This is a genomic window from Enterobacter cloacae complex sp. HYC003_NIDB, assembly GCF_056673375.1.
The window spans coordinates 467,792-481,502 of the sequence record NZ_CP114220.1 but is presented as its reverse complement, the minus strand read 5'-3'; the positions used below and the strand labels follow the sequence as shown (position 1 = coordinate 481,502).

Below are 13,711 nucleotides of genomic sequence, written 5' to 3'. Positions count from 1 at the left end.
CTGCGTTTCATTGAGCGAGTATAGTCATCAGAACGTATTTTCCCATCATCAAACCTAGTGAGGACCGTGTATGCAGGCTTTGATCTTAGAACAGCAGGACGGCAAAACCGTTGCCTCAGTGCAAGCCATCGAGGAGAGCCGCCTGCCGGAGGGCGACGTGACCGTAGATATCGACTGGTCCAGCCTGAACTATAAGGATGCGCTGGCCATTACGGGAAAAGGTAAAATCATCCGAAATTTCCCGATGGTGCCAGGAATCGACTTTGCAGGCCGCGTACATACCAGTGAAGATCCACGTTTTCACGCCGGACAGCAGGTGCTGCTCACCGGCTGGGGCGTAGGTGAAAACCACTGGGGCGGACTGGCAGCGCAGGCGCGCGTAAAAGGTGACTGGCTGGTCCCGATGCCGAAAGGCCTGGACGGTCGTAAGGCGATGATCATCGGCACGGCAGGTTTCACCGCCATGCTGTGCGTGATGGCGCTGGAAGAGGCCGGGATCCGCCCTGACTCTGGCGAAATTGTCGTCACCGGCGCCAGCGGCGGCGTGGGCAGCACGGCCGTCACGCTGCTGCACAAGTTGGGGTATCAGGTCGCTGCCGTCTCAGGCCGCGAAAGTACGCATGATTATCTACGTCAATTGGGCGCAAGCCGCATTCTGAGCCGCGACGAATTTGCCGAGACCCGCCCGCTGGAAAAACAGGTCTGGGCTGGCGCAGTAGATACCGTCGGCGACAAAGTGCTGGCGAAGGTGCTGGCGCAAATGAATTACGGCGGCTGCGTGGCGGCCTGTGGACTGGCGGGTGGTTTTGCCCTGCCGACGACGGTGATGCCATTTATTCTGCGTAACGTGCGTCTTCAGGGTGTCGATTCGGTCATGACCCCAGCCGAGCGGCGGGCTGAGGCCTGGGAACGTCTGGTGCAGGATCTGCCAGCCTCATTCTTTGACCAGAGCGCCACTGAGATTACCCTGAGCCAGGCGCCAGAGTTCGCCAGTAAAATCATGGACAACCAGTTCCACGGTCGTGCGCTGGTTAAAATCGCCTAATCTTCAAATTTTCGTGACATATTCGCGCTAACCCTCCTCCTCCGTCATGCTTAGAAAAACGCCTGACGGAGGATGCCATGAAAACCCGAAAACTGACGGAAGCCGACGTAACGTCTGAATCTGTCTTTATGCTACAGCGCCGCCAGATCCTGAAAATGCTTGGCATCAGCGCCACCGCCCTGACGCTCACCCCTGCGGCCCATGCCGATCTGCTCGACTGGTTTAAGGGCAACGATCGCCCGAAAGCCCCCTCCGGCGCACCGCTTAACTTCACCAAACCGGCGCAGTGGCAGAATAAACTGGCGCTGACGCCGGAAGATAAAGTCACCGGCTATAACAACTTCTATGAGTTTGGTCTCGATAAGGCCGATCCTGCCGCCAACGCCGGGAGCATGAAAACCGATCCCTGGACGCTGAAGATAGATGGCGAGGTGGCAAAACCGCTGACGCTGGATCATCATGACCTCACCACCCGCTTCCCACTTGAAGAACGCATTTACCGTATGCGCTGTGTGGAAGCCTGGTCGATGGTGGTGCCGTGGGTAGGTTTCCCTTTGCATAAACTACTGGCGCTGGTTGAGCCCACCAGCAACGCGAAGTATGTTTCCTTCCAGACGCGCTACGCCCCGGACGAGATGCCAGGCCAGAAGGATCGGTTTATCGGCGGCGGGCTGGAGTATCCCTACGTTGAAGGTTTACGTCTCGACGAAGCCATGCATCCGCTTACGCTGCTTACCGTTGGGGTTTACGGCAAAGCGCTGCCGCCGCAAAACGGGGCGCCCATTCGCCTGACCGTACCGTGGAAATACGGTTTCAAGGGCATCAAATCGATCGTCAGCATTAAGCTCACCCGTGAACGCCCCCCCACCACCTGGAACCTGGCAGCGCCTGACGAGTATGGTTTTTTTGCCAACGTTAACCCGCACGTTGACCATCCGCGCTGGTCGCAGGCGACGGAACGTTTTATCGGCTCCGGCGGCGCGCTGGATGTTAAACGCCAGCCAACGCTGCTGTTTAACGGCTATGCGGATGAGGTGGCATCCCTCTACCGTGGGCTGAATTTACGGGAGAACTTCTAAGTGCGTTTAACGGCAAAGCAGATAACCTGGCTGAAGGTACTCCTGCATTTAGCAGGATTGCTCCCCTTTATCTGGCTCTTCTGGGCAGCCAGCCAGGGACAGTTCAGTGCCGATCCGGCGAAAGATATTCAGCATTTTACGGGTCGGATGGCTCTGAAATTTTTGCTGGCGACCTTGCTCGTCTCACCGCTGGCGCGCTACGCTAAACAGCCATTATTGATACGCACCCGTCGGCTTTTAGGGCTATGGTGTTTTGCCTGGGCGACGCTGCATCTCACCAGCTACGCCCTGCTGGAACTGGGCATTAACAACCTGGCACTCCTTGGCAGCGAACTGGTGACGCGTCCCTATCTGACGCTGGGTATCGTAAGCTGGCTGGTTTTACTGGCGCTGACGCTGACATCCACGCAGTATGCGCAGCGAAAACTGGGTCGACGCTGGCAACTGCTGCACAACTTCGTCTATCTTGTCGCGATCCTCGCCCCCATTCATTACCTGTGGTCGGTGAAGATTTTATCTCCTCAGCCGGTCATTTACGCCCTGCTGGCCCTGGCCCTTTTAGCGTGGCGTTACAAGAAGTTCCGCCAGTGGTTGCGATAGTTCACGAAACTGTGCGTTTTCCCGCAGATTATTTATCAACCGCGAATCTTTTTCGGATAGCGGTTGATAATCTTCCCTGATAAGACCAGTATTTAGCTGCCAAATGCTACGAAATCGTTATAATGTGCGACTTCGGTTTTCCGGACAGGGGTTTTAGGCCTCTGAAAGGGTGACAATTGCGCTTTGAGGGTATATGTTGTTTTTTACCCGAAAATCGCAGGAGATAGCGGCACAATGGCTGACAAATTCCAAATTTTAGTATTGAACGGTCCGAACCTGAACATGCTCGGCACCCGTGAGCCAGAGAAGTACGGCACGCTGACATTGAGCGAAATTGTTAACCGTCTGAGTACGGAAGCAGCCTCGCTGAATGTGGATTTGGACCATTTTCAGTCAAACGCGGAGTACGCAATCATCGACCGTATTCATCAGGCTAAAGACACTGTGGACTATATCCTGATCAATCCGGCCGCGTTTACGCACACCAGTGTTGCTATACGCGACGCACTGCTCGCGGTGAGTATCCCGTTTATCGAGATCCACCTGAGTAACGTGCACGCCCGAGAGCCGTTCCGCCACCATTCCTACCTGTCAGATATCGCCGCTGGCGTGATTTGTGGGCTGGGTGCAGACGGCTATTCATACGCTTTACAGACAGCGGTAAAACGCTTGTCACAATCACACTAAACAAGAGTACGGAACCCACTCATGGATATTCGTAAGATTAAAAAACTGATCGAGCTGGTTGAAGAATCAGGCATCTCCGAACTGGAAATTTCTGAAGGCGAAGAGTCTGTACGCATCAGCCGTGCAGCCCCGGCCGCTAGCTTCCCGGTAATGCAGCAAGCTTACGCTGCGCCAGTGCAGCAGCCTGCGCTCTCCGCAGCCGTTGCGCCAGTGGCAGCAGAAGCGGCACCTGCGGCTGCAACAGAAATCAGTGGTCACATCGTACGTTCCCCAATGGTTGGTACTTTCTACCGCACCCCGAGCCCGGACGCGAAGGCGTTCATCGAAGTGGGTCAGAAAGTCAACGTAGGCGATACCCTGTGCATCGTTGAAGCCATGAAAATGATGAACCAGATCGAAGCAGACAAATCAGGTACTGTGAAAGCGATCCTGGTCGAAAGTGGTCAGCCGGTAGAATTTGACGAGCCGCTGGTCGTCATCGAGTAACGAGGCGAACATGCTGGATAAAATTGTTATCGCCAACCGTGGCGAGATTGCACTGCGTATTCTTCGTGCCTGTAAAGAACTGGGCATCAAGACCGTGGCCGTGCACTCAAGCGCGGATCGCGATTTAAAACACGTATTGCTGGCGGATGAGACGGTCTGTATCGGTCCGGCTGCGTCCGTAAAAAGCTATCTGAACATCCCGGCGATCATCAGCGCCGCCGAAATCACTGGCGCGGTCGCGATTCACCCGGGTTATGGTTTCCTCTCTGAGAACGCCAACTTTGCTGAGCAGGTTGAACGCTCTGGCTTTATCTTCATTGGCCCGAAAGCCGACACCATTCGCCTGATGGGTGACAAAGTGTCTGCCATCACCGCGATGAAAAAAGCCGGCGTGCCAACCGTACCGGGCTCTGACGGCCCGCTGACCGACGATATGGATGCTAACCGCGCCCATGCTAAACGCATTGGCTATCCGGTGATCATCAAAGCGTCCGGCGGCGGCGGCGGTCGCGGTATGCGCGTTGTACGCAGCGATGCTGAACTGGCGCAGTCCATCTCCATGACCAAAGCGGAAGCGAAAGCGGCTTTCAGTAATGACATGGTGTACATGGAAAAATACCTGGAAAACCCACGCCACATCGAAATTCAGGTGCTGGCTGACGGTCAGGGTAACGCGATCTATCTGGCAGAACGTGACTGCTCCATGCAGCGTCGTCACCAGAAAGTGGTCGAAGAAGCGCCAGCGCCGGGCATTACGCCTGAACTGCGTCGCTACATCGGTGAGCGTTGCGCCAAAGCGTGTGTCGATATCGGCTATCGCGGGGCGGGTACTTTCGAGTTCCTGTTCGAAAACGGCGAGTTCTATTTCATCGAGATGAACACCCGTATTCAGGTTGAACACCCGGTTACCGAAATGATCACCGGCGTTGACCTGATCAAAGAACAGCTGCGTATCGCAGCCGGTCAGCCGCTGTCCATCAAACAGGAAGAAGTTGTGGTTAAAGGCCATGCGGTAGAGTGCCGTATCAACGCCGAAGACCCGAACACCTTCCTGCCAAGCCCGGGTAAAATCACGCGTTTCCACGCGCCGGGTGGCTTTGGTGTGCGCTGGGAGTCCCATATCTACGCCGGTTACACCGTACCGCCGTACTATGACTCAATGATTGGTAAGCTGATCTGCTACGGCGAAAACCGTGACGTGGCCATTGCCCGCATGAAGAACGCCCTTCAGGAGCTGATCATCGACGGGATCAAAACCAACGTTGATCTCCAGATGCGCATTATGAGCGACGAGCACTTCCAGAATGGTGGGACTAACATCCACTACCTGGAGAAAAAACTCGGTCTGAACGAGAAGTAAGAGACCAGTGTTGCTAAAAGGCCGGATTATCCGGCCTTTTTTATTTCTGGGGATCGCTAAGCCCCATCATGTACAATCCCCGCTTTCTTCATCCACAAGGGACAAAAAATGGACAAACGTTTTGTTCAGGCCCATAAAGAAGCGCGCTGGGCGCTGTGGCTGACCCTTCTCTATCTCGCCGCGTGGTTAGTAACTGCTTACTTACCTGATTCGGCGATTGGCATTACCGGCCTCCCGCACTGGTTTGAAATGGCCTGCCTGCTGCTGCCGCTGGTGTTTATCCTGCTGTGCTGGGCGATGGTGAAATTCATCTATCGCGATATTTCACTGGAGGACGATGATGCAGCTTGAAGTCATTCTGCCCCTTATCGCTTACCTGTTCCTGGTGTTTGGCCTGTCGGTTTATGCGATGCGTAAACGTTCGACCGGCACCTTTCTGAACGAGTATTTCCTCGGGAGCCGCTCTATGGGTGGCGTCGTGCTGGCCATGACGCTGACCGCCACGTACATCAGCGCCAGCTCGTTTATCGGTGGCCCCGGCGCCGCTTATAAGTACGGGCTGGGCTGGGTACTGCTGGCCATGATCCAGCTGCCTGCCATCTGGCTCTCTCTGGGCATACTGGGTAAAAAGTTTGCCATTCTGGCCCGTCGCTACAATGCCGTAACGCTGAACGATATGCTGTTTGCCCGCTATCAGAGTCGCTTGCTGGTATGGCTGGCAAGCCTGAGTCTGCTGGTGGCGTTTATTGGCGCAATGACGGTGCAGTTTATCGGCGGGGCGCGACTGCTGGAGACGGCAGCCGGGATCCCCTATGAGACGGGCCTGGTCATTTTCGGTGTGAGTATCGCGCTGTATACCGCATTTGGCGGGTTCCGCGCCAGCGTACTCAACGACACGATGCAGGGGATGGTGATGCTCATTGGCACCCTCGTTCTGCTGGTAGGTATCGTGCATGCCGCAGGAGGCCTGAGTCATGCGGTTGAAACCCTGGAAGCGATCGATCCGAAACTGGTCTCGCCGCAGGGGGCGGATGACATCCTCTCTCCAACCTTTATGACCTCGTTCTGGGTACTGGTGTGCTTTGGCGTGATTGGCCTGCCGCATACCGCCGTGCGCTGCATCTCATATAAAGACAGCAAAGCGGTGCACCGCGGGATCATTATCGGGACAATTGTGGTGGCGATCCTGATGTTCGGTATGCACCTGGCGGGTGCGCTGGGACGCGCGGTGATCCCTGACCTTACCGTACCGGATCTGGTCATTCCAACCCTGATGGTGAAAGTGCTTCCGCCGTTTGCCGCCGGGATTTTCCTCGCCGCACCCATGGCGGCCATTATGTCGACCATCAACGCTCAGTTGCTGCAAAGTTCCGCTACGATCATTAAAGATCTCTATCTGAATTTGCGCCCTGAACAGGTCGAAAATGAGCGACGCCTCAAGCGCATGTCGGCGGTGATTACCCTGGTGCTGGGGGCGTTGCTGCTGCTGGCCGCGTGGCGTCCACCGGAGATGATCATCTGGTTGAACCTGCTCGCCTTTGGTGGGCTGGAGGCCGTTTTCCTGTGGCCGCTGGTGCTGGGGCTGTACTGGGAACGCGCGAATGCCGCGGGTGCATTAAGCGGCATGATTGTCGGGGGCGTCCTGTATGCTGTTCTCGCCACGTTTAAAATTCAGTATCTGGGCTTCCATCCGATCGTGCCTTCGTTACTGTTAAGTTTACTGGCGTTTGTGGTGGGAAACCGTTTTGGTCGACCGGTGCCACAAACTGTCCTGATTTCTACTGACAAATAAAGAGTTTTGCCATGCCGTGGATCCAATTAAAACTGAACACAACCGGCGCGAACGCCGAAGAACTGAGTGATGCGCTGATGGAGGCCGGTTCGGTCTCTATCACCTTCCAGGACACGCATGACACGCCGGTCTTTGAGCCGCTGCCGGGCGAAACGCGCCTGTGGGGTGATACGGACGTTATCGGCCTGTTCGATGCAGAAACCGACATGAAAGAGGTCGTGGCGATTCTGGAAAACCATCCGCTGCTGGGCGTGGGTTTCGCGCATAAAATTGAACAGCTGGAAGACAAAGACTGGGAACGCGAGTGGATGGACAACTTCCATCCGATGCAGTTTGGTCAGCGTCTGTGGATCTGCCCAAGCTGGCGTGAAGTTCCCGATAAAAACGCCGTCAACGTGATGCTGGATCCGGGTCTGGCGTTCGGCACCGGCACCCACCCGACAACCTCCCTGTGCCTGCAATGGCTGGATGGCTTGGATCTGGAAGGCAAAACCGTGATCGACTTCGGTTGCGGATCCGGGATCCTTGCTATCGCGGCGCTGAAACTGGGCGCGGCAAAAGCCATCGGGATCGACATCGATCCGCAGGCGATTCAGGCCAGCCGTGATAACGCCGAGCGTAATGGCGTTTCCGATCGCCTTGAACTGTATCTGCCCGATGCACAGCCAGAGGCGATGAAAGCCGATGTTGTGGTCGCGAATATCCTGGCTGGCCCGTTACGCGAGCTGGCGCCGTTAATCAGCGTGCTGCCGGTTGAAGGCGGTCTGCTGGGCCTGTCCGGTATCCTTGCCAGCCAGGCAGACAGCGTCTGTGAAGCCTACGCCGATCTCTTCGCGCTCGACCCGGTGGTCGAGAAAGAAGAGTGGTGTCGCATCACCGGCCGTAAAAAATAAGCGTTTGGCGTGGTCGTCTGACCACGCCTTTTCCCTTCGGTTTTTTCTCCCGCCTTCTTCCTTTCTTCGATAAAATAACCGCACAAATCATAATGTTAATCATTGATTTGGATAATAAAATTCACAGGAAGAATATGATGAAACACATTTCAGGCAAGGCAGCGCTGCTGGCGCTGAGCATGATTTCGGCTACGGCTTACGCATCACACTGGAGTTATCAGGGAGAAGGCGCACCGGAACATTGGGGCGAACTGGACGAGGCGTACAAGACGTGTAAAAGCGGAATGTATCAGTCGCCGGTCAACATAGATAACACGGTCAAAGCCCACATCTCTCCGCTGGAAACGCACTATATCGACGGCCCGGTCATTCTGACAAACAACGGCCATACTATCCAGGCAAGTGAAAATGCCGATACACGCGACAGCATCACGCTTGATAAACAGCGCTGGACGTTACAGCAGTTCCATTTCCATGCGCCATCCGAAAACACGGTGCACGGTAAAAAATACGCAATGGAAATGCATCTGGTCCATAAAAACGCTGACGGCGAACTGACGGTCGTTGCCGTTATGTTCGATCAGGGCGCGGCAAACACTGAACTGGATAAACTCTGGGGCGTGATGCCTGGACAGGTTGACCAGAACGTCACGATTAAGCCAACCCTCGATATGAATAAATTACTGCCCACGGATAAAACCTACTGGCGTTTTAGCGGCTCTCTGACCACGCCACCGTGTTCAGAAGGGGTGACATGGCTGGTGCTCAAGCACCCGCTGACCGTCTCTGCTGAACAGCTGCAAAAATTCACTCACACCATGCACCATGAAAACAGCCGCCCGGTTCAACCGCTTCATGGCCGTCTGGTTGTTGAATAAGTCGATTTTTTTACACTGATATCCTGTGCTGAAATGCGACGCAGATCGCAAAGAAGCGCCATAATCTGCTGCTTATAGCAGCAGATTATCCCGGACAATTGATTCATTTATTCAGAAATGATGAGAAGTTACGGGAAATTGTAAGCGCCCACAAAATGTTCATTTATTCATAACACAATGATTTAAATAGCGAATAATCTTATCCAAAAAGAATGACTGGCGATTCCTTGATCTACAACAGAGGATTGTTCAAAGTTTGGCCTTTCATCTCGTGCAAAAAATGCGTAATATACGCCGCCTTGCAGTCACAGTATGGTCATTTCTTAACTCATGCGCATCGGACACCACCAGCTCAGAAATCGCCTGATCGCAGCCCCAATGGCAGGTATTACCGACCGGCCGTTCAGGACGCTGTGTTACGAGATGGGAGCAGGCCTGACCGTTTCCGAGATGATGTCGTCTAACCCGCAGGTTTGGGAAAGCGATAAGTCCCGCCTACGGATGGTGCACGTGGATGAACCAGGTATCCGCACCGTGCAAATTGCCGGAAGCGTGCCTGAAGAGATGGCAGATGCCGCGCGTATTAACGTGGAAAGTGGCGCCCAGATTATTGATATCAATATGGGTTGCCCGGCCAAAAAGGTGAATCGCAAGCTTGCAGGTTCAGCCCTTCTGCAATACCCCGACCAGGTGAAGTCAATCCTGACGGCGGTTGTCAGCGCAGTGGACGTTCCTGTTACGTTGAAGATTCGCACGGGTTGGTCGCCGGAACACCGTAACTGCGTAGAGATTGCCCAACTGGCCGAAGACTGTGGCATTCAGGCCCTGACCATTCATGGACGCACTCGCGCCTGTTTGTTCAACGGTGAAGCTGAATACGACAGCATTCGGGCAGTTAAGCAGAAAGTTTCCATTCCGGTTATCGCGAATGGCGACATTACTGACCCGCTTAAAGCCAGAGCTGTGCTCGACTATACGGGAGCTGATGCTCTGATGATAGGACGTGCCGCTCAGGGAAGACCCTGGATCTTTCGGGAAATCCAGCATTATCTGGACACTGGGGAGCTGCTTGCCCCACTGCCTCTGGCAGAGGTTAAGCGCTTGCTTTGTTCGCATGTTCGGGAACTGCATGACCACTACGGCCAGGCAAAAGGGTACCGAATTGCGCGTAAACACGTCTCCTGGTATCTCCAGGAGCACGCTCCAAATGACCAGTTTCGGCGCACATTCAACGCCATTGAGGATGCCAGCGAACAGCTGGAGGCGTTGGAGGCATACTTCGAAAATCTTGCGTAATGAAATAAAGAGCTGACAGAACTATGTTCGAACAACGCGTAAATTCTGACGTACTGACCGTTTCTACCGTTAACTCTCAGGATCAGGTGACTCAAAAGCCCCTGCGTGACTCGGTTAAACAGGCACTGAAGAACTATTTTGCTCAACTGAACGGTCAGGATGTTAATGACCTGTATGAGCTGGTACTGGCTGAAGTTGAACAGCCACTGTTGGACATGGTGATGCAATACACCCGTGGTAATCAAACCCGCGCTGCCCTGATGATGGGCATCAACCGTGGTACCCTGCGTAAGAAACTGAAAAAATACGGCATGAACTAATTTCGATTAGCTAACTGCTTGTTTAAAAAGGCGCTCTTCGGCATGGGGAAGCGCCTTTTTTATCGTCCGGACGGGCAACCGTCAATGCTTTGTAAACCTTCTCTTTCCCCACTTTTCAACGCCCGCTTTTCGTGTATATTTCCAGCAACTTACAGGCTCTCTTTTCACGGAATGACACATGATTCGTAAATACTGGTGGCTGGTCGTTTTTGCTGTCTCTGTTTTCATTTTTGATGCGCTGCTGATGCAGTGGATTGAACTGATGAGCACCGAAACCGATAAATGTCGCAATATGAATTCCGTGAACCCGCTTAAACTGGTCAACTGCTCAGAGCTGGACTAACCGCTTCCATCCTGTCCCCCCCTGTTATCACTCAATAAAAACAGGGATTTAAATCACTTTTCGTCATTTCCTGACGATGATAATGTCTGTGCCCTTTCCAACCGCTCTTGCTTAACGTCTCACAACGAGTGAACAGACCATGCTGGTTAGCCAATACAACCAAATCCTCGTAGTCATCTCCTTTGTTGTTGCCATTCTTGCCGCCTATACCGCGCTGAATATGGCTGCGCGCGTTGCCGGAAGCCAGGGCATCGCTGCACGCGTCTGGCTGGCAGGTGGCGGTGTTTCGATGGGGATTGGCGTGTGGGCGATGCATTTCATCGGTATGCTGGCGATGGATCTTTCCATGAGCATGAGTTACAACGCGGTCCTGACCGTGCTTTCGATGGTTATCGCCATCAGCTCGTCCATGTTTGCCCTGTGGCTCGTTAGCGGCGAGCAGCTACGTTTGCGCCGGCTGCTGCCTGGCGCCGTCGTGATGGGAACGGGCATTGTTGCCATGCACTACACTGGTATGGCTGCCCTGGAGGTCACACCGGGTATTGTCTGGGATAAAAAGTGGGTGGCTATCTCCGTGGTCATTGCCCTTGCCGCTTCACTGGCCGCTCTTTGGCTGACGTTCCGTTTACGTCAGGAAGCCGCACGCATGGCGTTGATGCGGCTGGGGGCGGCGATCACCATGGGCATCGCTATCGCTGGCATGCATTACGCCGGCATGGAAGCAGCACAATTTCCAATGTCGACGATGGTCCACCATCATGGCATTAACGGGAGCTGGCTGGCGATACTGGTTAGCGTGGTCGCGCTCGCTATTCTGGGGATTACGCTGCTGGTGTCGATGTTCGATGCCCGCCTTCAGGCTCGTACCTCGCTGCTGGCCTCATCACTGGCAGAAGCTAATCGTGAACTCGCACAGCTGGCGTTACATGATACGCTGACGCGATTACCCAATCGTATTCTGCTTGAGGATCGCCTCGATCAGGCCATCAGCAAGGCCGATCGCGAAGGAAGCCCTTTCGCGCTGATGTTTATGGATCTTGATGGCTTTAAAACCGTCAACGATGCCTATGGTCATGATGTCGGTGACAAGCTTCTGGTTGCGGTGACTCAGCGTTTGCTGTTGCAGTTGAAAGGTCAGTATACGCTGGCGCGTATCGGTGGGGATGAATTCGTCCTGCTGGCCGAAACCGTCACTCCGGATGATGCTGCCTCACTGGCAAATTCACTGGTGCGCGTCATTGATAGCCCGTTCCATCTCGATCCTTATGAACTGATGGTCACCCTGAGCATTGGCATTGCGCTCTATCCACACGATGGCAAAACCGATCGTGAACTGATGTTTAACGCTGATGCTGCGATGTACCACACGAAACATATGGGTCGTAACGGCTATCACTTCTTCCAGCCGTCAATGAATACGCTGGCGCAGACGCATCTTCAGCTGATGAATGATCTGTGGCAAGCCATCGACCGTAATGAGTTACGCCTGCTTTATCAACCTAAATTCCACGCTCCTGCCGGGCCAGTCCTCGGGTTCGAAGCGCTGTTACGCTGGCAGCATCCCAAACAGGGGTTACTCTCCCCTGACCTGTTTCTACCGCTGGCAGAGAAAACGGGGCTGATTATTCCGATTGGAAACTGGGTAATCGACGAGGCCTGCCGCCAGCTGCGTGAATGGCATCTTCAGGGCCACACGGACTGGTCAATGGCGGTGAATCTTTCTACATTGCAGTTCGAACAGCCGTCGCTGGTTAAAACAGTTCTCGATTGTCTGACGCGCCATAGCGTACCGCCCGGCATGTTGATCCTGGAGGTGACCGAAACCACGGCAATGAACAATCCGGACGAAAGCGTTCGTGTCCTGACAGCGCTGACGGATGCGGGAGTAAAAGCCTCGATAGACGATTTTGGCACCGGTTACTCAAGCCTTCTCTATCTTAAGCGACTCCCCGCCTGCGAGTTGAAAATCGATCGTGCTTTTGTGAAAGAGTTAAGTGGTGAGAGCGAAGATGCGACGATTGTCTCGGCGATTGTCGCCCTGGCAAAAACGCTGAATCTGAAGGTCGTGGCGGAAGGGGTCGAAACCGCAGCGCAGCAAACCTTTCTGACAGAACTGGGATGCAATACGCTACAGGGTTACCTGCTGGGCAAACCGATTACCGCGCAAGCTATTATGGAACAGTGCCAACACGGGGAGATGTCGCCACCCCGGACGCGGTCATGAGGCTGTATCGTAAACCACTGGTGCCACTCGGGTGATATTTAGTGTCGCCAGAATATTATCCACCAGCGCCGGTGCTTGTTTGTACAGATTAAAATTGTTGCTATCCATTAACCAGTTTTTAATGACACCGCTAAAAAAGGCGTGGAAAACAATCAGCGCCAGTTCAATATTGGTTTGCGAAGAGATAACGTTACGAGCAATGCATCGCTTTAGCGTCTTGCGAAGATAATCATCGTTTAAACCGATCCGCTTGCGTATTTCACATTCTGAAATCACATCGTCATGAAATTCACACTTATGATACAAAATTTGTAAAAGCGCATATTGCCGCGGCTCGCTCGCAATATATTGCAGTGCGACAATAAATTGTTCACGAAGCATTAACAAAGGGTCGTCATTTTCGGAAAGTATTAACCTGTCACGAATCATCTCACGCATCGGCAATTGCTGATCCCATATTGCATTAAATATTTCCGCTTTACTCGAGAAATGCCAGTAAACCGCCCCGCGAGTGAGTTGAGCAGCATCGGCGATGTCGGTAAGCGTGGTGCTGGACACGCCACGCGTCGCGAATAGCCCGATAGCGGCTTCAATCAGCTGCTGGCGGGTCTTTTGAGCCTCTTCTTTTTTTTTGCGCACCATAACCTGCTACTCATTACTCATAAAATTGATACGTTATCAAAGGATATTGCCGTGGTCGTGTAGTCA

General features: G+C 53.8%; 15 protein-coding genes. 14 read left to right on the top strand and 1 reads right to left on the bottom strand.

Annotated features, from left to right (window positions below; genetic code table 11):
• The first annotated feature begins 70 nt into the window (after positions 1–70).
• From acuI to O1722_RS02240, 14 genes are all read left to right on the top strand, one after another.
• Positions 71–1,045 carry an acrylyl-CoA reductase (NADPH) gene (gene acuI / locus O1722_RS02305; protein WP_017382706.1) on the top strand — a complete coding sequence of 325 codons (975 nt, stop codon included), beginning with the start codon at positions 71–73 and terminating at the stop codon, positions 1,043–1,045.
• A gap of 77 nt (positions 1,046–1,122) precedes the next feature.
• Entirely contained in the window at positions 1,123–2,124 is a 1,002-nt protein-coding gene (gene msrP / locus O1722_RS02300; RefSeq protein WP_015572016.1) for a protein-methionine-sulfoxide reductase catalytic subunit MsrP, read from the top strand.
• Positions 2,125–2,724, top strand: coding sequence for a protein-methionine-sulfoxide reductase heme-binding subunit MsrQ (msrQ, locus tag O1722_RS02295; protein WP_003860393.1), 600 nt, complete (start codon positions 2,125–2,127; stop codon positions 2,722–2,724). It abuts the gene before it with no gap.
• Between the two features lie 234 nt (positions 2,725–2,958).
• Positions 2,959–3,411, top strand: a complete 453-nt coding sequence (aroQ, locus tag O1722_RS02290) for a type II 3-dehydroquinate dehydratase (protein ID WP_003860391.1) — start codon at positions 2,959–2,961, stop codon at positions 3,409–3,411.
• Between the two features lie 21 nt (positions 3,412–3,432).
• A complete protein-coding gene (gene accB / locus O1722_RS02285) occupies positions 3,433–3,897 on the top strand; it encodes an acetyl-CoA carboxylase biotin carboxyl carrier protein (protein WP_015572018.1) in 465 nt (154 codons plus the stop codon).
• Positions 3,898–3,907: 10 nt separating this feature from the next.
• A complete protein-coding gene (gene accC, locus O1722_RS02280) occupies positions 3,908–5,257 on the top strand; it encodes an acetyl-CoA carboxylase biotin carboxylase subunit (RefSeq protein WP_033487770.1) in 1,350 nt (449 codons plus the stop codon).
• 108 nt (positions 5,258–5,365) lie between these two features.
• Entirely contained in the window at positions 5,366–5,608 is a 243-nt protein-coding gene (locus tag O1722_RS02275; protein WP_003860385.1) for a YhdT family protein, read from the top strand.
• On the top strand, positions 5,598–7,049 hold the full coding sequence (panF, locus tag O1722_RS02270; RefSeq protein ID WP_032669089.1) for a sodium/pantothenate symporter: 1,452 nt from the start codon (positions 5,598–5,600) through the stop codon (positions 7,047–7,049). The genes O1722_RS02275 and panF overlap by 11 nt, the downstream gene beginning before the upstream one ends.
• An 11-nt stretch (positions 7,050–7,060) precedes the next feature.
• On the top strand, positions 7,061–7,942 hold the full coding sequence (gene prmA, locus O1722_RS02265) for a 50S ribosomal protein L11 methyltransferase (protein ID WP_015572021.1): 882 nt from the start codon (positions 7,061–7,063) through the stop codon (positions 7,940–7,942).
• Positions 7,943–8,079: 137 nt separating this feature from the next.
• Positions 8,080–8,820, top strand: coding sequence for a carbonic anhydrase (locus O1722_RS02260; protein WP_017382702.1), 741 nt, complete (start codon positions 8,080–8,082; stop codon positions 8,818–8,820).
• Between the two features lie 330 nt (positions 8,821–9,150).
• Complete coding sequence (dusB, locus tag O1722_RS02255) at positions 9,151–10,116, top strand: tRNA dihydrouridine synthase DusB (protein ID WP_022651936.1); 966 nt, start codon at positions 9,151–9,153, stop codon at positions 10,114–10,116.
• Positions 10,117–10,139: 23 nt separating this feature from the next.
• Entirely contained in the window at positions 10,140–10,436 is a 297-nt protein-coding gene (fis, locus tag O1722_RS02250; protein ID WP_000462905.1) for a DNA-binding transcriptional regulator Fis, read from the top strand.
• Positions 10,437–10,614: 178 nt separating this feature from the next.
• The gene (locus tag O1722_RS02245) at positions 10,615–10,779 is read left to right on the top strand and encodes a DUF2556 family protein (RefSeq protein ID WP_003860373.1); all 165 of its coding nucleotides are present in this window, start codon (positions 10,615–10,617) and stop codon (positions 10,777–10,779) included.
• A gap of 139 nt (positions 10,780–10,918) precedes the next feature.
• Positions 10,919–13,003 carry a putative bifunctional diguanylate cyclase/phosphodiesterase gene (locus tag O1722_RS02240; RefSeq protein ID WP_033487771.1) on the top strand — a complete coding sequence of 695 codons (2,085 nt, stop codon included), beginning with the start codon at positions 10,919–10,921 and terminating at the stop codon, positions 13,001–13,003.
• On the opposite strand, the gene envR is transcribed toward O1722_RS02240, so the two are convergent.
• Entirely contained in the window at positions 12,998–13,645 is a 648-nt protein-coding gene (gene envR, locus O1722_RS02235) for an acrEF/envCD operon transcriptional regulator (protein WP_023295515.1), read from the bottom strand. The genes O1722_RS02240 and envR overlap by 6 nt on opposite strands.
• Positions 13,646–13,711: the final 66 nt, after the last annotated feature.